The sequence below is a fragment of the Shewanella putrefaciens genome (genome assembly GCF_016406325.1).
Taxonomy (GTDB): Bacteria; Pseudomonadota; Gammaproteobacteria; order Enterobacterales; family Shewanellaceae; genus Shewanella; species Shewanella putrefaciens.
Genome location: NZ_CP066370.1, coordinates 386,888 through 407,913, shown reverse-complemented (window position 1 = coordinate 407,913; position 21,026 = coordinate 386,888). Strand labels below are relative to the sequence as shown.

Below are 21,026 nucleotides of genomic sequence, written 5' to 3'. Positions count from 1 at the left end.
AATAAACTGGCATGATAACTACAGGTTCATTTAAAGGTTAAACCCATTTTCGACCTGAAATTGACCTGAATCAATTAGTTAATTTGGTCTTTTAGTGATCTAAAGTAGTCACTTTACGTATACTAAACATCAGATATGGCAAGAAACCTAATATCAAAATAAGGTGTTATTAATGAATGTAATAAAACGTTTGTATTCAGGCTTCGCTGTGCTGCTATTGATCATGCTTGGTATCACACTCTTTGGCTTGTTCAAAATCAGCATAGCTGATGAAAATTTGACTGAACTGTCCGAGCAAACGGCAGTAGAACAACGCCAAGCCATCAACTTCCGTGGTAGCGTGCATGATAGGGCAATTTCCATTAGAGATGTCGTTTTAGCCAAAGATAACGATAAATCAAAATTACACCAAAATGACATTGTTCGTCTGAATGAGTACTACCAAAAAGCGGCAGTTACATTAGATGCCATGTATGCAAAGGTAAAGCACACACCAGAAGAACAAAACCTACTACGGTCAATCAAAGAAATAGAGGCTTCAACCTTATCATTAACCGAAAACTTGCTCAGTATGATCAATAATGGCCGTCAAGCCGAGGCAACCGATTATTTGATTACCACAGTTTCACCTGCCTACAGTGAATGGCTTAAACGAATTAATAAGTTAATTGATTATCAAGAAGAAGCAATACAACATCAAGTTGCCTCGGCACGTGAACAAACAAACAGTTTCCAGTGGATCATGCTCGTTGTGACCACTATTGCGATTATTATCGGCTCCCTTGTGGCGATTAGTACCGTTAATCGATTAAAAAAACTTGTCGGTGGCGAGCTTGAATATGCGGCTTTTGTTATAAAAGAAATCGCATCAGGTGATTTAACGACACAAGTTAAATTCCATACTTCCGAAAGTATTTTAAGTGCACTTAAAGATTTAACTGACCATATGTCAGGGATCACTAAAAATTCAATAAAGGCTGCCAGCGAACTACTTTCAGCATCAAACGAATTATTACTAACAGCAAAGTACAATGAAGATTTAATCGGTAATCAAAAAGCCGCCACAGAGCAGGGTGCTACGGCAATAAACCAGATGTCTTCGACCGTTTCTGAGGTTGCAAACCACACCAGTGATGCCGCCGTTTTAGCACAAACGGCAATGAATGAGTTCAATGCAGGGCAAAATGAAGTGAGCAAAACTCAGTCAAGTATTAATAAACTTGCAGACAAAGTTAGCGAAGCTGCTGTGGTTATTAACAATTTATCAGAGGATAGCCGTCAAATTGGTTCAGTATTAGAAGTGATTCAAAGCATTGCAGAGCAAACAAATTTACTCGCACTCAATGCCGCAATTGAAGCAGCAAGAGCTGGGGAGCAAGGCCGTGGCTTTGCCGTGGTTGCCGATGAAGTTCGAAATCTAGCACGCCGCACGCAAGAATCCACAGGACAAGTACAAACGGTTATTGAGAAGATGCAAAGCAACTCAATAAATGCAGTCGCCGTGATGAATGAAGGTAAGACTCAGGCTGAAATCAGTGTCGAACAAGCCAAATCTGCAGGTGATTCATTGTATGCAATCAATCTATCAGTCACCAAAATAAGCGATATGAACACTCAGATCGCCACTGCTGCGGAAGAACAGTCCGTCGTGGCATCAGAAATCAATCGTAACTTTAGCCAAATTACTCATTCCGCCTCGCTCGCAGAGGAACAAGCCAGTAAAATTACCATTGCAAGTCAAAAACTTGAAGTACTGGCAAAAACATTAGAGCAAAATGTTAAACAGTTTAAAACAGCATAATCTCGTTTAAACGACCACCAGATTGACAGATAACATCAAGTACAATCTGGTGGTTATTGCTTGATACTGAACATAGCCTTAAGCCATTAGCACTTTCTCTAGATGGCTTACATGTCTTTAGTCTCAGGTTGAGGTTTGATGTCTTCCTCAGGCTGACTCTCAGACGTTGAGTCTGGCTCAGAATCAATGATTGGCACAGGTGGCACTTCGGTAATAGGGGATTCATCTTGACGCTGAGAGTCTGAACTTTGCTCATTTGGTAAAGGTTCAACGATAACAACAGGCTCCTCTGGTACAGCTATTTCACCTTCCGCAGAGACTACTGCCCCAGACTCTGGCGTTAGCGCGCCGAGATCTTGGTTAGCTGGACTTTCAACCGCATGTTTAGGCAATTGATTTCGATACAAATCAATCATACTCATCACTTCAGACAAGGCTTTGGCATGATCCGCTGTGAGAATACCATTGTGCCCAGAGACAATCTCATCCGACACAGCCAACACCCACACCGCCTGCATATTAGCATCGGGACAGGTTTGTACGCTGCGACGAGCCTGTAAGCGAGCGCGAATTTTCCAACCTGAATTGGCAAGAGTCATCATACAGCCAGGAATTTTATCGTGAGCCATCAGTGCCGAAGGCATCTTTATTGGGGTATTGCAGTTTCCACCAGAACATTTATCGATATCATGGGTAATTGCCCAAGAGTTACCCACAGCACGCTCGCCATCCTTGATATAATTGAAAGCTTCTTTTACCGCAAAATCCCCCTTAGATTGCAGCACAACCATACTCGGTTTTTGCCTATCCAAACTTACTAACTTATCTAAAGGTTGGTAATCCTTCGCAGGCACAGCGGGGTTTAACAACAAAAATAAATTGGGATTATCTTGGCCATTATCAATTGCAGCTTTAATACGATCCTTACTGGCGTGTAATACAACTGAACCGCCTAGACTATGGCCTATAACGGTATAACGCAGTAATTGATGATTAGAGACTAAGCCATCTAGCTTATCAAATAACTGCGACAATCCCTGCTGACCAATGCGTTTAGCCACTCGTTTACGTTGCAAAATCGTCGGAAAATCTATGGGTTCAATTTGACTGGTTGCATCGTCCGAGCCGTCGAGCCAGAAAGGATCATATTTATCGCCACGCCAACCAATATAAAGACCCAATAAGTTACGTTGTTTATCTGATGCCGCCATTTGTCGGTAAAATTGTTCAAACGCCACAAAATTTTCATCTTTTGGATTAGCACTATGGTGCCAGCCATGAACGAAAATTAGCAACTCAGGAGCGATATCGTTATTAGGTTGTAAAATACGATCCCGTAAACCTTGCCACTGTCTATCATCATGGGCTTGGCCTTGATCATTAAACTCAATAACATGAAAATTTTGCTCCGCGATATCGGGACCGGGAATGTGATAAGCCTGATCTGGAATAAAAGGAAGTAAAATACAAAGAGATAACAACATTAAAAACAGTAGCTTGTACTGAGTAAACTTCTTGAGGCTCATTTATAACAACATAATCAACGGCCAGACTAGGCCAACATAGACGTGCTGAAAGGGGCTAACAGCAAAATTGCCCAAATTATACGCTAAGCCCATAAAGCCAGCTAGTGTCTCACCTACTTTTCATGTCAATCGAACACAGGGTTAACGCCATGTGTCTGGAAGCGCCACTTGTGCCCATAGCTCTTGGCATAATGGTTGGCTATGATGCCAATCACCACCTCGAAGCCATTTCACGAGAGCATCCCCCACCTGAGGATAAGCAATCGGATTTGGTGATGCCGCTTTAAGCCAACGCTTTAGCACATTAATATCAAGCGTCATCATGCTATCTGCGGCGGCAAGCAATTGTAATGCGGCCACATTTGATAACTGCTCAAACTGCCCAATCAAAGGTTTTACCAATAGTTTTTTCCCTAATGTTAACGCCTCGCTGGCAAGTTCAAACCCTGCATTACCAATCACGCCGCCGCAACTCGCTAGATGTTGCTTAAAACCATCACGGTTAAAGCCATACCATTGGATATGTTTGGCTGTTTGCACCTGAGGTTGCTGGCTGTGATACACCAAGAACTGATAGTCAGAAAAAGGAGCCAGAAAACTGGCTATCGTATCCACATCTTCAAAGGGTAAGTACACAAGGATTTGGTGAGTATGCTCAGAAGAACAGGGAACGACCTCAACAAAGGGGGGCAATATCGGAAACCCGAAATGGTGCCAATGGCAACCGAGCGCCACATCCACAGGCGCAAAGTACATAAGCAACAACTCGTTAAGCCAAGTATTCCCCATTTTAGGCACAGGATGGATCAGTGCAGCTTGATGGCTAATGCCAATTGATGGCACGCCTTGACGCCGTGCAGCCCAAGCAGAAATAGGCTCGAAATCATTAAGAACCAGATCGTAACAACTTAAATCTAAAGCTTGAATATCTTTCATTAAGGATAGTGATAAGTTCTGTCTCACCGTTTGTGGCAAATTAAGCCGCCCAGAATGAGTCGCAAACGTCATTCCTGTTTGCACACGATAATCACCAAAACATTGCATATCAAAGTATTGATCCGACTTACGCCCAGAGAATAAAAAGTCCACTTTAATATCTTGCTCCATCAGCGCCTTAGCCATCACTCGAGCACGACTTAAGTGGCCATTCCCTGTGCCTTGAACTCCGTAGAGTATTCGCATTCGTTATCCTTTAACCAATAAATATGAAAGATGTTGGTAATAAAATGAAGTGGTATATTTAATAGGATGTGAGTTAAATCAGTTGATGAACGAGTAATACAATTCCAGCCCCTAGTGAAGCCCCAGCCATGATATCTAAGGGATAGTGCACTCCTAATGCAACACGCGAACAACTAACACCTAGCGCCCATAAATATGCTGCGGGAGCGGCAACGGGATAAATCTGCGCCACACTTGTCGCCATGATAAAGGCCGCTGCCGTATGGCCAGATGGCAAACTAAAACGATCCGATGGCTCAAAGCCACTTTCAAACCCCACTAAGGCGTGGCATGGACGAGTTCGCCGAATGCTATTTTTCAATAATAAATACAGCGGCAATTCAACCAGAAAACTCACTAACATTAAATTGAATAGCGCCTGCCCCTGAGAATGAGCCAACATCAAACCTACAGATAAATACAAGTACAGATGCCCATCGCCACTCGCAGATAGTCGCTTGGCATAGGCATAAAGACCATGGCGATCAGTAAAGGCGACAATACAACAAAAAAATCGCTTATCTAAGTCTGCAATGTAACTCAACATAAAACAGGCTCCTTGCTGGTATACCAGCGAGTTTTACTGCAATGTGAATCCGCATTCTCTGTGTCGCTTAACTAAAATGCTCAAATTCAGTAATAGATTCTTTGCTTTGAGGCTTGGTTTTTAATACTTGTCTTGATGCTCATATAACACCAACTCAAGTACGATGTTGTTAAAATGAGGCTAAAAAATCGCTATGACGCCTCTGTGACATCTAGCCTAAAGTTTTATGACAATAATGACCGTTGGTGCGCTGAAATAACCGATTAGCAGTGATTTGCTGAAATAAGCGGTGGGAATAACGAAGGAGTGTTGTTCTAAATTGATATGCCTCAAGTTTAGAACAACACGTCTCGATAAAACTTAGGCTATGGCGTTTGGATTTGCCTTAGCACGGTAAATTTTCGTCAAATGATAAATGTTAATACAGGCAACAAACGCATTCATCCCTGCTACTGGCCAAGCTGAAATAAACACACCATAGATAACAAAGAGTGTACATCCCACAAAATTCAACCAGCGTAACCAAATGATATTCTTCATCATTAGAGAGATTGCCACCATTACAGAGGCAAAATAACCAATAATTTCAATCGTATTTATAGCTTCCACAGGCACCTCTCGAAGGCCCTCTACCGTCCATAAGCATAACGGGGGGTCCATGCCCCTAAAGCAAATTAAGTTAAGTAAGTTAATTTAAACTTGGGATATAATAACAAATCACGCAACAGAGTTGTAATAAAAAACCGTTATTTAATGACTAATATCAAGTTTTTGGCTTGAATTCCGATTATATGAAGAAACTTTACCACTAAAGTGTTAACGAGCTAATGGCAACAATACCGTGATTGATAACACTTTTCTTTTCAATAATCCCTTTTATACTGGCGTAAACTCGCTAAACTGTACGCAACGCGGATCAATAGGAGTGTAAATATGGAATACAACACCTCAGAACTATGTGACATGTACTTAGATGTCGTAGATGTAGTCGAGCCCATGTTCAGTAACTACGGTGGTTGTAGCTCTTTTGGCGGTTCTATTAGCACCATTAAGTGCTTTGAAGACAACGGCCTAATTACCGAAGTCTTACAAGAAGATGGCCAAGGTAAAGTCTTACTCGTCGATGGCGGCGGCTCATTACGCCGTGCTCTTATCGATGGCGCTATCGCAGAGCTTGCGGTTAGCAACAACTGGGAAGGCATTATCGTTTACGGTTCTGTACGCGATGTGGATGCACTAGAAGAATTAGACATTGGCATTCAGGCTCTAGCCTCGATTCCAGTGGGTGCAGATGGTAACTCCGTAGGTGAAGTCGAAATTCCCGTCAATTTTGGCGGCGTGACTTTCTTACCAGGTGATCATATCTATGCTGATAACACTGGTATTATTTTATCACCTGAACCTCTCGATATTGAGTAGTCTAAGTACTGTTTGATGAAAGCCAGCTAAGCTGGCTTTTTTATTATCTATTTTACCCAATGACCATTGAATAACCGCCCTAGCCTACGTCACAATAAGTTATCTTTGGCTCAATAAGAATAATCATATGCCCGAATTTATTCATTTTACTCATGCCGATGTTGCGATGCTTGTCAACTCAAGAGCAGGTGAAACCAAGCTAGGTCAATGTGTGCATACTGCAAATCAAGAGCATACTTTAGATGTGATTCTTCACACAGCCAAAGCTCATGGTGCTCAGTTTGCAATTTTGGGTGTCGGTGAGGACATAGGGCCACGTGCTAACTTCGGCCGCAGCGGTGCAACAGATGCGTTCACAACCAGTATGCAGCAATGGCTCAACCTGCAATCAAATCGTTTCCTTTCCGGCGCCGAATGCCTAGTGCTAGGCCAAGTTAACACCGCCGATCTGCAGCAACAAACCACGAGCAATACAACAGCTAACAATGACGTCACCTTAGATGAATTACGCGATGCGGTAGAACAACTCGATGAGCGCGTGATCCGTATCGTCAGTGCAATTTTAAAAGCGGGTTTAGAACCCATACTCATCGGTGGTGGCCATAACAATGCCTATGGTTTGTTGATGGCAACCTACGGCCATTATCAGCGCCAAGTCGCGGCGGTGAATCTCGATCCCCATTCGGATTTTCGTCTGCTTGAAGGTCGTCACAGCGGCAATGGCTTTAGCTATGCTGCCGACCGTGGCGCCTTAGGTTGTTACCATGTACTGGGATTGCACGAGTTAAAAAACAGCGAAACAAACCTAAGCCAGCTCACTGAATTTGGCGGCACTTGGCATAGCTTGCAACAGATTTGGGTTCGCCGCGAAATCAGCCTCAACCAAGCCTTGCTTGAGATTGCGACCAAACTCAATAACACAGGTTTACCCGTAGGCTTAGAACTCGACGTCGACGCTATCGCTAAAATGCCTAGTAGCGCCTCAACTGCAGCAGGTGTGCCGCTGCTCGATGCTGCGCATTATGTCAATTATATCGCCCGTCACTGCCCTTGTGCTTATTTGCATTTAGCTGAAGCGGCACCGATCTGTCACGAGGCAGGCATAGAAGCTGGATTTAGGGATGTAGGTCAAAGCCTAAGTGAACTTATTTATGCCTATGTTCAAGGCCGCATACAATATTTGGCACAATAACATGTGCAGGTAACGTCTAACTACACGCTAAGCTATTCAACAAATCTTGATATTGTGGTCTAATGCCTGTCCGTTTTATGTGGTCGCAGGCACATAACTTGTTGTGCTATACCAAGTGGCGTAAACAAAGACACTGACGTTAGTTTACTAACTCGATCACAGAGTGATAGATCAAAGATTCAGCAAATGCAGGCGATGGCATACACTCGCAGCTAATACATTGCAAAACAATAGGAACACATTGATGTCTGAGGGCGAATCTAAAAGTACCCACTTTGGTTACAAAACTGTAGAGGCCGATAAAAAAGCCGAACTCGTTGCCGGCGTGTTTCATTCTGTTGCCGCTAAGTACGATATCATGAACGATGTAATGTCCTTCGGCATCCACCGTTTCTGGAAGCGTCATACCATTGAGGTTTCTGGTGCTCGCCCTGGTATGAAAGTCTTAGACTTAGCAGGCGGCACAGGCGATTTAACTGCAAAATTCTCTCACTTAGTGGGCGATAAAGGGGAAGTGGTATTAGCCGACATTAACGATTCGATGCTGAAAGTCGGCCGCACTAAGCTGCGCGATAAAGGTATAGTCAACAATGTCAGTTATGTACAAGCGAATGCAGAAGCACTGCCGTTTCCCGATAACCACTTCGACATTATTACCATCGCCTTTGGTCTACGTAACGTGACCGATAAAGATGCGGCGCTACGTTCAATGAACCGCGTGCTTAAGCCAGGTGGCAAGTTATTGGTGTTAGAGTTTTCTAAGCCTCAGCATGAAATCATGCGTAAAGTGTATGATTTATATAGCTTCAAAGTCTTACCTAAGATGGGTGAACTCATCACTAAAGATGCAGATAGCTATGAATATTTGGCGGAATCGATCCGCATGCACCCAGATCAAGATACTCTGAAGCAAATGATGGTTGATGCAGGCTTCGAACAAGTCGACTACACCAACATGACCGACGGCATTGTCGCATTGCACCGTGGTTATAAGTTCTAATGATGCCGCAAGAAGTTGTGCTGCTTGCCTGCGCCGCAATTGAAACGGGTCTGAAAAAGCTTCAGGCCCAAGCGGGTGGTGATTATTCGCGCCGACGCCATTTACATGGAAAAGTATTTCGCATCCAATTATCACAACTTAGCTGGCCGATTTATTTGATTTTTGCCAAAGAGATCCAAGTACTCAGCCACTACGAAGGCGAGGTCGATGTCAGTCTACATGCCGATGCAACGACACTTTACCGTGTGACGGAAGGGGCTAACTTAACCGAATTAATTAAACAGGATAAACTCAAACTAGAGGGCGACCTCAATTTATTACAAAGTTTTAGCCAATATCTACGTGGTATAGAGTTTGATTTTGCGGAGCCCATATCACGCTACTTAGGTGATGCCGCCACCCATAAACTCATCAGTACAGGCCATCAGGCAAAGGATTTTGCCCTCGATGTTTTACGCAAAACTCGCTCCCATTTAGGTCAACTTGCAGTTGAAGAGTATCGCCTCGCACCACACAAAATTGAATTAGTTTATTTTCGCGATCAACTGGATGATTTAGTCAGTGATACTCTTGCCCTTGAACAGCGAATAATCCAATTAAGAGACCACATTAAGCCATGACCCTTACCAGTATCCGCCGCGGTTACCACGTCATAAAAACCCTGCTTCAATACGGGTTAGATGAAGTTCTGCCGCCAAAGATAACCCCTTGGTACTTTACACTCGCCCGTAGTAGCTTATTTTGGATACGTAATAAACATAAAAGCAAACCCGGTGGTGAACGCTTAAAACTGGCAATGCAAGAGCTCGGCCCTGTTTATATTAAGCTCGGACAAATGCTCTCAACCCGGCGCGATTTATTGAGTGATGAATGGGCCATTGAGTTAGCCATGCTCCAGGACAAAGTCCCTCCCTTCGATGGTGTGCTCGCTCGCAAAGCAATTGAGGCCGAGTTAAAAGCATCGATTGAATCTTTGTTTGATGACTTTGATGAAACGCCATTGGCCTCTGCATCTATTTCCCAAGTTCATACCGCGACGCTCAAATCAAATGGTAAAGCCGTAGTATTGAAAGTGCTCCGCCCTAATGTAGAGGCTAAAATTCTGGCCGACCTACAGTTGATGTCACAAACTGCTAATCTGCTTGAATATTTTCTTGGTGAAGGTAATCGCTTACGCCCCGCTGAAGTGATTGAGGACTATCGAGTCACCATTTTAGGCGAGTTGAATTTGAAGCTAGAAGCCTTAAATGCAATAAAGTTACGCAATAACTTTCTCAACTCAGATGCACTTTATGTCCCTTATGTTTATGAAGAGTTTTGTTACCCGCGTTTAATGGTAATGGAGCGCATTTACGGCATCCCTGTCTCCGATATTGCCGCCCTAAAAGCACAAGGTACAAACTTTAAATTACTAGCAGAACGCGGGGTTGAGCTATTTTTTACCCAAGTGTTCCGCGATAATTTTTTCCATGCAGATATGCATCCGGGGAATATTTTTATCTCCCGCGACCATCCCGAGAATCCTTACTACATAGGCCTAGACTGCGGCATTATGGGCACACTCAGCGAAGTCGATAAGCGCTATCTGGCAGAAAACTTCCTCGCATTCTTTAATCGTGATTACCACCGAATCGCCCAACTTTATATTGAGTCTGGTTGGGTATCAGAAAAAACGGATCTACAGGCTTTCGAACAAGCAATCAAAGTAGTTTGTGAACCTATGTTTAACAAACCACTCGATGAAATATCCTTCGGCCACGTGCTATTAGAACTCTTTCGCACAGCACGCAGCTTCGATATCGTAGTACAACCACAACTGGTATTACTGGAAAAAACCTTACTTTATATCGAAGGTCTCGGACGCCAGCTTTACCCACAGTTGGACTTATGGCAAACCGCGAAACCCTTTTTAGAACAGTGGATGGCTGAGCAAGTGGGGCCTAAAGCGATGTTTAAAAAGGTATCCACAAAACTGCCATATTGGTCTGATAAACTACCTGAATTCCCTGAACTAATTTACGACAACCTTAAGTTAGGCAGGAAATTGCTGAGTTCTCAGCAACAAATGCTAGATAAGTATCTGAAATATCAGCAGCAAGCTCATAAAAGCAATTACATGCTTATCACTTCTGCGGTTTTATTGATCTGTGGCACGTTATTATTCAACCAAGACGCTACACTGTGGTCCCCTTACGTATGCTTAACTTCAGGCGTACTTATGTGGTTCATCGGATGGCGATCTAGGCCAAAGAATCGTAAATTTTAGCTAGCACTAATTAATCAGAGGTTCATAATAGAACCGATTTCAATTAAGAGGATACCTTCATGGGTGGCATTAGTATTTGGCAACTTCTTATCATTGCCTTAATCGTTGTCTTATTGTTTGGAACGAAGAAATTACGCTCTTTGGGTGGTGATTTAGGTGGTGCGGTTAAAGGCTTCAAAAATGCAATGTCTTCAGAAGAAGATAAAAAGGCATTAGAAGATACCGAAGCAGCTAAAACAGCGCAAACAACTCAACAGGCGACTGAAAAGAAACCTGAGTCTAACAAAGAACAGGCGTAACTCTATTATGTTTGACGGTATCGGCTTTATGGAGCTGCTGCTGATCGGTGTTTTGGGGCTAGTCGTTCTTGGCCCCGAACGTTTACCGGTCGCGGTACGTTCGGTTACAGGTTGGATCCGCGCGATGAAACGCATGGCCAACTCAGTCAAAGAAGAGCTTGAGCAGGAGCTAAAGATTGAGCAATTACATGCCGATCTTAAAAAAGCTGAAAGCAAAGGGTTATCTAATCTTTCGCCTGAACTCAAAGAGTCCATTGAACAGTTAAAACAAGCGGCGCAATCCGTAAACCGTCCTTATCAAGTTCAAGACTCTTCATCCCAAGGGACGGCTGCACCGGATAATCAAATTCACAGTCCAGCTCAAGTGAGCCAGACCAATCCGACGACCCCATTAGAGACAAGTCAACATTTGACGTCTCCCGCCGCTCACAATGAGCCATCTCAGGGCGTGGATACCAGTTCTAACCCGAAAGCCAACGGATAATTCATGTCGCAACAGCAGCCACTTATCAGCCATTTGCTTGAACTTAGGTCCAAGCTGCTAAAATCCATTGCTAGCGTGTTATTGGTGTTCATTTGCAGTGTGTACTGGGCAAATGATATCTACCATTACATGGCAATACCTTTAATGCAGTCTTTACCGCTTGGTGGCAGTATGATTGCGACAGATGTCGCTGCGCCATTTTTTGCGCCTTTTAAATTGACGCTCGTTTTATCATTTTTTGTGGCTGTGCCTTATGTGTTATTTCAAATTTGGTCCTTCGTTGCACCGGGTTTATATAAACATGAAAAACGCTTAGTGATGCCACTGCTATTCAGCAGTACCGTATTGTTTTATCTCGGCATTGCCTTTGCCTATTATATTGTATTTCCTGTTGTTTTTGGATTCTTTGCTAATAATGCACCGGAAGGAGTTCAAGTTGCGACGGACATTACTAGCTACCTAAACTTCATTTTGAAGCTTTTCTTTGCCTTTGGCCTATCCTTTGAAATCCCCATCGCAGTCGTTTTACTCTGCTGGGCTGGTGTCACAACTCCTGATGACTTAAGACAAAAACGCCCCTATATTGTTGTTGGCGCCTTCGTTGTTGGTATGCTATTAACGCCACCAGATGTCATCTCGCAGACTATGCTTGCTGTACCAATGCTGCTATTGTTTGAAGGTGGTTTATTCGCCGCTCGTTTTTACAGCAAACCTAGCGACGAATCAGACGACGAAGAACAAACCAATAGCTAACGTCTTAGCTGGCGTTAGAGAAAATATAATAATAAGGAAGATTCTCATGCGCTTAACTATTATGGCTGTAGCTATAGCTATAGTATCAGTGCAAGCTAATGCCAGCATTGAACAGCAGCTAACCCAATGTGCCGCAACGGCGGATAAACTTGAACGCTTAATTTGCTATGACAAACTAGCAGAAAGCGTCAAAGGTGTAACACCAGCCATAGTAAACACTCAAGCTCCAACCACAATGACAATCGTTGCACCGGTTTCAGAACAGGCGGCTACCGTTGCAACGACGTCACAAGCACCTGCTGCGAATATTGCCGATGACTTTGGAATGGAAGCTAAGCGCATTCAAGAAAATACTGTAGATAAAATTTATTTGGAAGTTCAATCTACAACTGAAGATGCCTACGGCGCGCTTAAAGTCACTTTCACCAATGGTCAAATTTGGAAACAAACCGAAGGCCGTAAGTACAACTTAAAGCAAGGCGAGACGGTTTATATTGAAAAGGCAGCTTTAGGTTCTTTCTTAATGGGTACTGATAATCGCAATGCCAAAATTCGGGTGAAACGCCTAAAATAATGCCCTCATATATAGATATCGCTGTCAATTTACTTGGCAGCGCACTCGAGCCAGAAATAGCATCAATCATACAAGCAGCGGCGAGCCAAGGGGTTTCGCCGTTAATTGTTATTGGCAGCGATTTAAGTGAAAGTGCAGCCGCCATTACCCTTTGTAAACAATATCCGAACCAACTTTATTGCACTGCAGGTGTACATCCCCATCATGCGAGCACTTGGAATACCGATTCAAGTAAGTTACAAGCTCAGCTTTGCCAAGCACCTCAGGCCGTTGCTATTGGTGAGTGTGGTTTAGACTATAATCGTGATTTTTCACCAAGACCTATCCAGCGTCAGGCTTTTATCGCCCAACTGGAATTGGCGGTTGAGTTGAAAATGCCCGTACTGATGCACGAACGGGACGCTCATGAGGATTTTATCGCTATTCTACAAGAATATAGGCCACAGCTTACGGGTGCATTACTGCATTGCTTTACTGGAACCCATGCACAAATGGAGACCTACATTTCGCTCGATTTACACTTAGGCATTACTGGCTGGGTGTGTGACGAAAGGCGAGGCCAAGAGTTAGCACAACTCGTCCCCTTTATTCCACAAGAACGCTTACTGATAGAAACTGACAGCCCTTATCTTCTACCAAGAAGCATGCGACCTAAGCCAAAATCGAGCAAAAACAAGCCAGAACACCTCCCCTATATTGCAAAATACATTGCAGATTTGAGGGGGGAAAATGCAGATGAATTTGCTGCACGCTGCTATCAAAATAGCTTAGCGTTTTTTAATTTGAGTCGAGATAATGGCTAAAGTAAGTCGCTTTCTTTTATTCTTTCTTGGGCTGCTAACGTCTGTAACTTCCGCTGCGGCTTTACTCCACATCGACACAGATACACCAACACCACTGAACTTAACTCCTTGGCTACAGGTAAGTCATCCTTCAACAACGCAATTGGCAGATATCCAGAATCTGTCTAAACAAGAATGGCGTAACTTTACCAATAAAGATATTCAAAAACTTAGTCAACATAACTTTTGGCTAAACATCAGTTTGAATAGTACTGATGAAAGTCTTTCACGGATCTTAGCCCTAGATAATCCTTTGTTAGATAAAGTGACTATCTACCACCTCATTAATCAAAAACCATTCAACGTAGTTTATATGGGAGATAGTCTGCCTTACTCTGAACGGCCGTTACTCAGTAATATTTTCCTCTACCCTTTCAAAATCAGTGCTAATGAAGAACACACTTTTTATCTGCATATTGAAACGGAAGGCAGCGCAGCAGTCCCACTCTACCTCTGGTCTGCAAATGATTTGGCACAAATAGCAGAATCAACAGCCGTTGAGCATGGATTTCAATTAGGGGTGTTAGCTGCGATAGGCATTTTTAGTCTTTTTATTGCTGTCGCTTCAGGATCTTTCAGCTATAGCTACTATTCTGGTTATGTGCTTAGCATGACTTTACTCGTCGCAACGATTAACGGCTTCGCTTTCCGTTTTATTTGGCCAGAATGGCCTATGTTGCAACAAATTATGGTGCCTATACTACTACCTGTAGTCATGGCATTCGCGTTGATGTTTACCGAAAAGATTCTGCAACTCAAATACTATAATCGCCATATGCTGCTTATTTGCCGCTACAGCGCTGTATACATTTTACTCGTTGGGCTATTACTGCCATTTATCCACTATGGCACAGCCTTATACATTGAGATTATTTCAGTCGCCATTCTCAGCCTCATCCTTATGGTGCTTGCTATTATGCAAGCTATCAATGGGCATAAACTTGCCAGACTTTACACTATAGGTTGGGTCAGCATGCTAACAGGGGCCTGTATCAGTAGCCTGCTATACCTGAGCGTGATTGATTTAAATATGAAACCTCAGACACCAGTTATGCTCGGACTCACCTTTGAGATCATCTTCATGTCCCTCGTACTTGCAATCCGATATAACGATGAACGTAAGGCAAAACTGCGTATTCAGCAAGAGGCATTAAAGCAAGCCCAGAAAATTCGTAGTGCTCGAGAAGAAGCCCTGAAACTAGAAGCTGAAACGAATGAAAAGCTGGAGCAAATGGTGCAAGAGCGCACCTTAGAGCTTGAGATTACACTAAGAGAATTACACGAAGTAAATCAAAAACTCACAGAACAAAGTACTATCGATAGTCTCACTGGTGTTAAAAACCGCAGCGCTTTTGATAAACGATTGCTTGCAGAAAGCCGGATCAGTCGACGGCAAGAAACTCCTATTGCGGTATTAATGCTTGATATAGATAAGTTTAAATCAATCAACGACCAGTTTGGCCATTTAGCAGGCGACCAAGCATTAAAGATTATCGCTCAAACATTACAACAAAGCTTAAAGCGTCCAACGGATCTAGTATCACGTTTTGGTGGTGAAGAGTTTGCTATCATCCTCCCCAATACAACTGCAGACGGTGCACTTCAAGTTGCTGAAACTATAAGAGATGCAGTAACGTCAATTGGTTTAATGTGGGAAGGAAAACCCATCCCTCTCACCGTCAGTATAGGTGTGAGCGCAGATATAGTCGCCAGCGATCAACACAGTACAACCTTACTTGAACAAGCAGATAAAGCGCTCTATCAAGCAAAAAATAGTGGGCGTAATCAAGTGAAATTATATTCTTCTGCAACAGCAGAACCTAATTAGGAGTCAGAAGTGAATATTATTACCAGTGCTTTTCCACAGCGCAGAATGCGCCGCATGCGTAAACATGATTTTAGTCGTCGATTGATGGCCGAAAATCATCTAACGGTCAATGACTTGATTTACCCAATGTTTATCCTTGAAGGCACTAATCGTAGTGAAAAAATTGCCTCTATGCCAGGTGTCGAACGCTACTCGATAGACTTGCTACTGAAGGAGGCTGAAGAACTGGTTGAGTTAGGTATTCCATTGATCGCACTTTTCCCTGTGACACCTGCAGAGAAAAAGACATTAATGGCAGAAGAAGCCTATAACGCAGATGCCCTAGTACAACGTGCTGTGCGCGAGCTCAAAAAAGCCTTTCCACAGCTCGGCATCATGACGGACGTGGCACTAGATCCCTTCACCACTCACGGTCAAGACGGTATCATAGACGAAACAGGTTATATCCTTAACGATATCACAACCGACATTCTCGTGAAGCAAGCGCTATCGCATGCAGAAGCTGGCGCAGATATCATTGCACCATCAGATATGATGGATGGCCGTATTGGTGCAATACGCCAAGCACTTGAAGCGGCTGGTCATGTGAACACCCAAATCATGGCTTACTCAGCAAAGTACTCATCAAGCTACTATGGACCATTCCGCGATGCTGTCGGTTCAGCAGGCAATCTAAAAGGAGGCAATAAACACAGCTACCAAATGGATCCTGCAAACAGTGATGAAGCATTGCACGAAGTCGCACTGGATATTCAGGAAGGTGCAGATATGGTCATGGTCAAACCTGGTATGCCTTATTTAGATATAGTGCATCGTGTCAAAACCGAACTTGCAGTGCCAACATTCGCTTATCAAGTCAGCGGTGAATACGCCATGCATATGGCAGCAATCCAAAACGGTTGGTTGGCAGAAAAGGCGATCGTGATGGAGTCCCTACTCTGCTTCAAGCGTGCAGGAGCCGATGGTATTCTCACATATTTCGCCAAACGCGCAGCTCAGTGGCTTAAAGAAGCCTAGACGCAGTGTGAATGTGGGAAGCAAGAGCAGCCAGATGGCTGCTCTTTTTGTATCTGCAACTTTTAATACCGATTACATTCTTATGGATGACCACCCACATTTGTCCCCCCAAAAGATACTCATCCACGTGCAGTCAGGCACTATATGGCACAGTGTGTCCGGCGATGGGGGCGACACAAGCGATTATTGCGCCGCATGCCAATAGCGAATATATGTACGAGCATTTAAAGCTGATTTCAGCCGCCACAGCATTTGGGCGCCATGCACTGCTCATCATGGACGGCGCAGGCTCGCATCAACAAACTTTGATAATCTCACGCTTCTCAAGTTGCCCCTTATTCACCGAAGTTGGATCCGATAGAGCAGGTATGGCAGTGGCTACGTCAAAATATGTTGGCCAATTGTTGTTTTAGCGGCTATGCCGATATTGTCGAGCAGTGTTCCATCAAACATGGGTGGACGTTATTTTTGCCCCAGCTTAGCTGGCGAGTCGACATCGAGGTAAATTTTCGCGAAGTGGATAAACACAAAAGCCCTAGCGGTTTAGGCTAGGGCTTTTGTGTTTATTTGGGCGCTTGGCGATGACCTACTCTCACATGGGGAGACCCCACACTACCATCGGCGCGATTGCGTTTCACTTCTGAGTTCGGGATGGGATCAGGTGGTTCCACAATGCTATTGTCACCAAGCAAATTTTGTATTCTAGGAAAAGGCACTAGATTGTAATGGTGCTGATACCCAGAATCGAACTGGGGACCTCATCCTTACCAAGGATGCGCTCTACCGACTGAGCCATATCAGCAATTCTTTATCATCAGTGATGATTATCCATTTTTGATTTCACTTTTATCGAAAAGTGGAAACCTAAATTAGGCGCTTGGCGATGACCTACTCTCACATGGGGAGACCCCACACTACCATCGGCGCGATTGCGTTTCACTTCTGAGTTCGGGATGGGATCAGGTGGTTCCACAATGCTATTGTCACCAAGCATATTTGGTTTTAAACAAGACTCGAGAGCGCACTGCGTGCTGCTAGATTCTAGGAACTAAAACCTGCTCTTATCTTATTTAATAATTCGGAAAACTGATTGTTTTTTGAGTCCACACTTCATTAAGTGTTTATATTCTGTCTAAGCTCACTTTGCAGTAAAACCCATCTGGGTTGTATGGTTAAGCCTCTCGAGTCATTAGTACATGTTAGCTCAACGCCTCACAACGCTTACACACCATGCCTATCAACGTCCTAGTCTCGAACGGCTCTTTAGTGGACTTATAGTCCAAGGGATGACTCATCTTGGGGCTCGCTTCCCGCTTAGATGCTTTCAGCGGTTATCGATTCCGAACGTAGCTACCGGGCAATGCCATTGGCATGACAACCCGAACACCAGCGGTTCGTTCACTCCGGTCCTCTCGTACTAGGAGCAACTCCCCTCAATCATCCAACGCCCACGGCAGATAGGGACCGAACTGTCTCACGACGTTCTGAACCCAGCTCGCGTACCACTTTAAATGGCGAACAGCCATACCCTTGGGACCGACTTCAGCCCCAGGATGTGATGAGCCGACATCGAGGTGCCAAACACCGCCGTCGATATGAACTCTTGGGCGGTATCAGCCTGTTATCCCCGGAGTACCTTTTATCCGTTGAGCGATGGCCCTTCCATTCAGAACCACCGGATCACTATGACCTACTTTCGTACCTGCTCGACGTGTATGTCTCGCAGTTAAGCTGGCTTATGCCATTGCACTAACCGTACGATGTCCGACCGTACTTAGCCAACCTTCGTGCTCCTCCGTTACTCTTTGGGAGGAGACCGCCCCAGTCAAACTACCCACCAGGCACTGTCCCTAACCCCGATTAGGGGTCTAGGTTAGAACATCAAAACTACAAGGGTGGTATTTCAAGGACGACTCCATCAGGACTAGCGTCCCAACTTCATAGTCTCCCACCTATCCTACACATGTAGGTTCAATGTTCAGTGCCAAGCTATAGTAAAGGTTCACGGGGTCTTTCCGTCTAGCCGCGGGTATACGGCATCTTCACCGCAATTTCAACTTCACTGAGTCTCGGCTGGAGACAGCGTGGCCATCATTACGCCATTCGTGCAGGTCGGAACTTACCCGACAAGGAATTTCGCTACCTTAGGACCGTTATAGTTACGGCCGCCGTTTACCGGGGCTTCGATCATGAGCTTCTCTTGCGATAACCCAATCAATTAACCTTCCGGCACCGGGCAGGCGTCACACCGTATACTTCCTCTTGCGAGTTTGCACAGTGCTGTGTTTTTGATAAACAGTTGCAGCCACCTGGTATCTGCGACTCCCGTCAGCTTAGAGAGCAAGTCTCATCACCAACAGGAGCGTACCTTCTCCCGAAGTTACGGTACCATTTTGCCTAGTTCCTTCAGCCGAGTTCTCTCAAGCGCCTTGGTATTCTCTACCCGACCACCTGTGTCGGTTTGGGGTACGATTCCCACTAACCTGAAGCTTAGAAGATTTTCCTGGAAGCATGGCATCAACTACTTCAGTCCCTTAGGACCTCGTCATCAGCTCTCAGTGTATAGCAACCCGGATTTGCCTAAGTCACCCACCTACCACCTTAAACGCGGACTACCAACGCCGCGCTAGCCTAGCCTTCTCCGTCTCTCCATCGCAGTTAGCGGAAGTACAGAAATATTAATCTGTTTCCCATCGATTACGCCTTTCGGCCTCACCTTAGGGGTCGACTCACCCTGCCCCGATTAACGTTGGACAGGAACCCTTGGTCTTTCGGCGAGGGGGTTTTTCACCCCCTTTATCGTTACTCATGTCAGCATTCGCACTTCTGATACCTCCAGCGTGGGTTACCCCTTCACCTTCAACGGCTTACAGAACGCTCCTCTACCGCGCAACCCTAATGGGCTGCACCCGTAGCTTCGGTGGTATGTTTAGCCCCGTTACATCTTCCGCGCAGGCCGACTCGACTAGTGAGCTATTACGCTTTCTTTAAATGATGGCTGCTTCTAAGCCAACATCCTAGCTGTCTAAGCCTTCCCACATCGTTTCCCACTTAACATACACTTTGGGACCTTAGCTGACGGTCTGGGTTGTTTCCCTTTTGACGACGGACGTTAGCACCCGCCGTCTGTCTCCCGAGTAGTACTCATTGGTATTCGGAGTTTGCAAAGGGTTGGTAAGTCGGGATGACCCCCTAGCCTTAACAGTGCTCTACCCCCAATGGTATTCGCTCGAGGCGCTACCTAAATAGCTTTCGAGGAGAACCAGATATCTCCCGGTTTGATTGGCCTTTCACCCCCAGCCACAAGTCATCCGCTAATTTTTCAACATTAGTCGGTTCGGTCCTCCAGTTGATGTTACTCAACCTTCAACCTGCCCATGGCTAGATCACCGGGTTTCGGGTCTACACCTTGCAACTAAACGCGCAGTTAACACTCGGTTTCCCTACGGCTCCGCTATTCGCTTAACCTCGCTACAAAATGTAAGTCGCTGACCCATTATACAAAAGGTACGCAGTCACGGTCTCAAGAACCGCTCCCACTGCTTGTACGTATACGGTTTCAGGTTCTATTTCACTCCCCTCACAGGGGTTCTTTTCGCCTTTCCCTCACGGTACTGGTTCACTATCGGTCAGTCAGGAGTATTTAGCCTTGGAGGATGGTCCCCCCATATTCAAACAGGATGTCACGTGTCCCGCCTTACTCGTTTTCATCTACGGTTAGTTTTCGTGTACGGGGCTATCACCCTGTGCCGCTGGACTTTCCAGACCATTCCACTAACACCCCATAGACTTAAGGGCTAATCCCCGTTCGCTCGCCGCTACTAGGGGAATCTCGGTTGATTTCTTTTCCTAAGGGTACTTAGATGTTTCAGTTCCCCTCGTTCGCCTCATGTAGCTATGTATTCACTACATGATGACCGCTTATGCGGCCGGGTTCCCCCATTCGGACATCGTTAGCTCAAATGCTTGTTACTAGCTCGCCAACGCTTTTCGCAAGTTACTACGTCCTTCATCGCCTCTGACTGCCAAGGCATCCACCGTATACGCTTAGTCGCTTAACCATACAACCCAGATAGGTTTCTTTTTCGCTTGCCACTCCTCTTGTTATGCGGCGTTGCAAGTCTCATTCCTCAATCATGTAGCGCTGCTACACTCATTCGTCATTCAACTTACGGCCTTGCCTAACAAGCGATTGGCTGCGCTTATCTTATCGAAATAAGAAAAAACACATATCGAATTGTATTGCGACCAGCTTGG

Annotated in this window: 17 protein-coding genes, 1 tRNA gene, 3 rRNA genes and 1 pseudogene; 14 read left to right on the top strand and 8 right to left on the bottom strand. The window is 44.7% G+C overall.

The window, feature by feature from the left end; translation table 11 throughout:
- Positions 1 to 172 precede the first annotated feature (172 nt).
- Entirely contained in the window at positions 173 to 1,801 is a 1,629-nt protein-coding gene (locus JEZ96_RS01935; protein ID WP_011918543.1) for a methyl-accepting chemotaxis protein, read from the top strand.
- A gap of 107 nt (positions 1,802 to 1,908) precedes the next feature.
- On the opposite strand, the gene JEZ96_RS01930 is transcribed toward JEZ96_RS01935, so the two are convergent.
- The 4 genes from JEZ96_RS01930 to JEZ96_RS01915 form a co-directional block, all read right to left on the bottom strand.
- Entirely contained in the window at positions 1,909 to 3,327 is a 1,419-nt protein-coding gene (locus JEZ96_RS01930) for a hypothetical protein (protein ID WP_011790898.1), read from the bottom strand.
- Positions 3,328 to 3,468: 141 nt separating this feature from the next.
- The gene (locus tag JEZ96_RS01925; protein WP_025008534.1) at positions 3,469 to 4,509 is read right to left on the bottom strand and encodes an MJ1255/VC2487 family glycosyltransferase; all 1,041 of its coding nucleotides are present in this window, start codon (positions 4,507 to 4,509) and stop codon (positions 3,469 to 3,471) included.
- Between the two features lie 73 nt (positions 4,510 to 4,582).
- Positions 4,583 to 5,095 carry a phosphatase PAP2 family protein gene (locus JEZ96_RS01920; RefSeq protein ID WP_025008535.1) on the bottom strand — a complete coding sequence of 171 codons (513 nt, stop codon included), beginning with the start codon at positions 5,093 to 5,095 and terminating at the stop codon, positions 4,583 to 4,585.
- A gap of 360 nt (positions 5,096 to 5,455) precedes the next feature.
- The gene (locus JEZ96_RS01915; RefSeq protein WP_014609726.1) at positions 5,456 to 5,704 is read right to left on the bottom strand and encodes a YgjV family protein; all 249 of its coding nucleotides are present in this window, start codon (positions 5,702 to 5,704) and stop codon (positions 5,456 to 5,458) included.
- A gap of 324 nt (positions 5,705 to 6,028) precedes the next feature.
- Between JEZ96_RS01915 and rraA the strand changes: the two genes are divergently transcribed.
- The 13 genes and pseudogenes from rraA to JEZ96_RS01850 form a co-directional block, all read left to right on the top strand.
- Entirely contained in the window at positions 6,029 to 6,514 is a 486-nt protein-coding gene (gene rraA / locus JEZ96_RS01910; protein WP_011790902.1) for a ribonuclease E activity regulator RraA, read from the top strand.
- Between the two features lie 127 nt (positions 6,515 to 6,641).
- A complete protein-coding gene (locus JEZ96_RS01905) occupies positions 6,642 to 7,706 on the top strand; it encodes a formimidoylglutamase (RefSeq protein ID WP_025008536.1) in 1,065 nt (354 codons plus the stop codon).
- Between the two features lie 244 nt (positions 7,707 to 7,950).
- The gene (gene ubiE, locus JEZ96_RS01900) at positions 7,951 to 8,706 is read left to right on the top strand and encodes a bifunctional demethylmenaquinone methyltransferase/2-methoxy-6-polyprenyl-1,4-benzoquinol methylase UbiE (protein ID WP_011790904.1); all 756 of its coding nucleotides are present in this window, start codon (positions 7,951 to 7,953) and stop codon (positions 8,704 to 8,706) included.
- A complete protein-coding gene (locus tag JEZ96_RS01895; RefSeq protein ID WP_025008537.1) occupies positions 8,706 to 9,326 on the top strand; it encodes a ubiquinone biosynthesis accessory factor UbiJ in 621 nt (206 codons plus the stop codon). The genes ubiE and JEZ96_RS01895 overlap by 1 nt, the downstream gene beginning before the upstream one ends.
- Positions 9,323 to 10,972 carry a ubiquinone biosynthesis regulatory protein kinase UbiB gene (gene ubiB, locus JEZ96_RS01890; protein ID WP_061782861.1) on the top strand — a complete coding sequence of 550 codons (1,650 nt, stop codon included), beginning with the start codon at positions 9,323 to 9,325 and terminating at the stop codon, positions 10,970 to 10,972. The genes JEZ96_RS01895 and ubiB overlap by 4 nt, the downstream gene beginning before the upstream one ends.
- Before the next feature lie 59 nt (positions 10,973 to 11,031).
- Positions 11,032 to 11,271: a Sec-independent protein translocase subunit TatA gene (gene tatA, locus JEZ96_RS01885; protein WP_011790907.1), complete on the top strand. Its 240-nt coding sequence runs from the start codon at positions 11,032 to 11,034 to the stop codon at positions 11,269 to 11,271.
- Positions 11,272 to 11,278: 7 nt separating this feature from the next.
- The gene (gene tatB / locus JEZ96_RS01880; RefSeq protein ID WP_011790908.1) at positions 11,279 to 11,755 is read left to right on the top strand and encodes a Sec-independent protein translocase protein TatB; all 477 of its coding nucleotides are present in this window, start codon (positions 11,279 to 11,281) and stop codon (positions 11,753 to 11,755) included.
- A gap of 3 nt (positions 11,756 to 11,758) precedes the next feature.
- Positions 11,759 to 12,508, top strand: a complete 750-nt coding sequence (gene tatC, locus JEZ96_RS01875) for a twin-arginine translocase subunit TatC (RefSeq protein ID WP_011790909.1) — start codon at positions 11,759 to 11,761, stop codon at positions 12,506 to 12,508.
- Between the two features lie 46 nt (positions 12,509 to 12,554).
- Positions 12,555 to 13,082, top strand: coding sequence for a hypothetical protein (locus JEZ96_RS01870; RefSeq protein ID WP_025008538.1), 528 nt, complete (start codon positions 12,555 to 12,557; stop codon positions 13,080 to 13,082).
- Positions 13,082 to 13,885 (top strand): TatD family hydrolase, encoded by an 804-nt coding sequence (locus tag JEZ96_RS01865; RefSeq protein ID WP_025008539.1) that lies wholly within the window; start codon positions 13,082 to 13,084, stop codon positions 13,883 to 13,885. Before JEZ96_RS01870 ends, JEZ96_RS01865 begins: the two co-directional genes overlap by 1 nt.
- Positions 13,878 to 15,752, top strand: coding sequence for a sensor domain-containing diguanylate cyclase (locus JEZ96_RS01860; RefSeq protein WP_198779845.1), 1,875 nt, complete (start codon positions 13,878 to 13,880; stop codon positions 15,750 to 15,752). Before JEZ96_RS01865 ends, JEZ96_RS01860 begins: the two co-directional genes overlap by 8 nt.
- Positions 15,753 to 15,761: 9 nt before the next feature.
- A complete protein-coding gene (hemB, locus tag JEZ96_RS01855; RefSeq protein ID WP_011790913.1) occupies positions 15,762 to 16,769 on the top strand; it encodes a porphobilinogen synthase in 1,008 nt (335 codons plus the stop codon).
- A 131-nt stretch (positions 16,770 to 16,900) separates the two neighbouring features.
- Positions 16,901 to 17,321, top strand: a pseudogene (locus tag JEZ96_RS01850) (transposase); the annotation flags it as partial.
- Between the two features lie 21 nt (positions 17,322 to 17,342).
- On the opposite strand, the gene rrf (JEZ96_RS01845) reads toward JEZ96_RS01850, so the two are convergent.
- From rrf (JEZ96_RS01845) to JEZ96_RS01830, 4 genes are all read right to left on the bottom strand, one after another.
- Positions 17,343 to 17,458 (bottom strand): 5S ribosomal RNA (gene rrf / locus JEZ96_RS01845).
- A gap of 37 nt (positions 17,459 to 17,495) precedes the next feature.
- Positions 17,496 to 17,571: transfer RNA gene (locus tag JEZ96_RS01840), tRNA-Thr, on the bottom strand.
- A gap of 73 nt (positions 17,572 to 17,644) precedes the next feature.
- Positions 17,645 to 17,760 (bottom strand): 5S ribosomal RNA (gene rrf / locus JEZ96_RS01835).
- 177 nt (positions 17,761 to 17,937) lie between these two features.
- Positions 17,938 to 20,830 (bottom strand): 23S ribosomal RNA (locus tag JEZ96_RS01830).
- Positions 20,831 to 21,026 lie beyond the last annotated feature (196 nt).

What these genes read in the sequence shown, in the direction of transcription:
- tatC (WP_011790909.1), top strand. Translation starts at nt 11,759, where the DNA reads ATGTCGCAACAGCAGCCACTTATCAGCCATTTGCTTGAACTTAGGTCC.
- JEZ96_RS01930 (WP_011790898.1), bottom strand. Translation starts at nt 3,327, where the DNA reads ATGAGCCTCAAGAAGTTTACTCAGTACAAGCTACTGTTTTTAATGTTG.
- tatB (WP_011790908.1), top strand. Translation starts at nt 11,279, where the DNA reads ATGTTTGACGGTATCGGCTTTATGGAGCTGCTGCTGATCGGTGTTTTG.
- JEZ96_RS01920 (WP_025008535.1), bottom strand. Translation starts at nt 5,095, where the DNA reads ATGTTGAGTTACATTGCAGACTTAGATAAGCGATTTTTTTGTTGTATT.
- ubiE (WP_011790904.1), top strand. Translation starts at nt 7,951, where the DNA reads ATGTCTGAGGGCGAATCTAAAAGTACCCACTTTGGTTACAAAACTGTA.
- JEZ96_RS01870 (WP_025008538.1), top strand. Translation starts at nt 12,555, where the DNA reads ATGCGCTTAACTATTATGGCTGTAGCTATAGCTATAGTATCAGTGCAA.
- JEZ96_RS01860 (WP_198779845.1), top strand. Translation starts at nt 13,878, where the DNA reads ATGGCTAAAGTAAGTCGCTTTCTTTTATTCTTTCTTGGGCTGCTAACG.
- tatA (WP_011790907.1), top strand. Translation starts at nt 11,032, where the DNA reads ATGGGTGGCATTAGTATTTGGCAACTTCTTATCATTGCCTTAATCGTT.
- JEZ96_RS01895 (WP_025008537.1), top strand. Translation starts at nt 8,706, where the DNA reads ATGATGCCGCAAGAAGTTGTGCTGCTTGCCTGCGCCGCAATTGAAACG.
- JEZ96_RS01865 (WP_025008539.1), top strand. Translation starts at nt 13,082, where the DNA reads ATGCCCTCATATATAGATATCGCTGTCAATTTACTTGGCAGCGCACTC.
- ubiB (WP_061782861.1), top strand. Translation starts at nt 9,323, where the DNA reads ATGACCCTTACCAGTATCCGCCGCGGTTACCACGTCATAAAAACCCTG.
- JEZ96_RS01905 (WP_025008536.1), top strand. Translation starts at nt 6,642, where the DNA reads ATGCCCGAATTTATTCATTTTACTCATGCCGATGTTGCGATGCTTGTC.
- rraA (WP_011790902.1), top strand. Translation starts at nt 6,029, where the DNA reads ATGGAATACAACACCTCAGAACTATGTGACATGTACTTAGATGTCGTA.
- JEZ96_RS01925 (WP_025008534.1), bottom strand. Translation starts at nt 4,509, where the DNA reads ATGCGAATACTCTACGGAGTTCAAGGCACAGGGAATGGCCACTTAAGT.
- JEZ96_RS01935 (WP_011918543.1), top strand. Translation starts at nt 173, where the DNA reads ATGAATGTAATAAAACGTTTGTATTCAGGCTTCGCTGTGCTGCTATTG.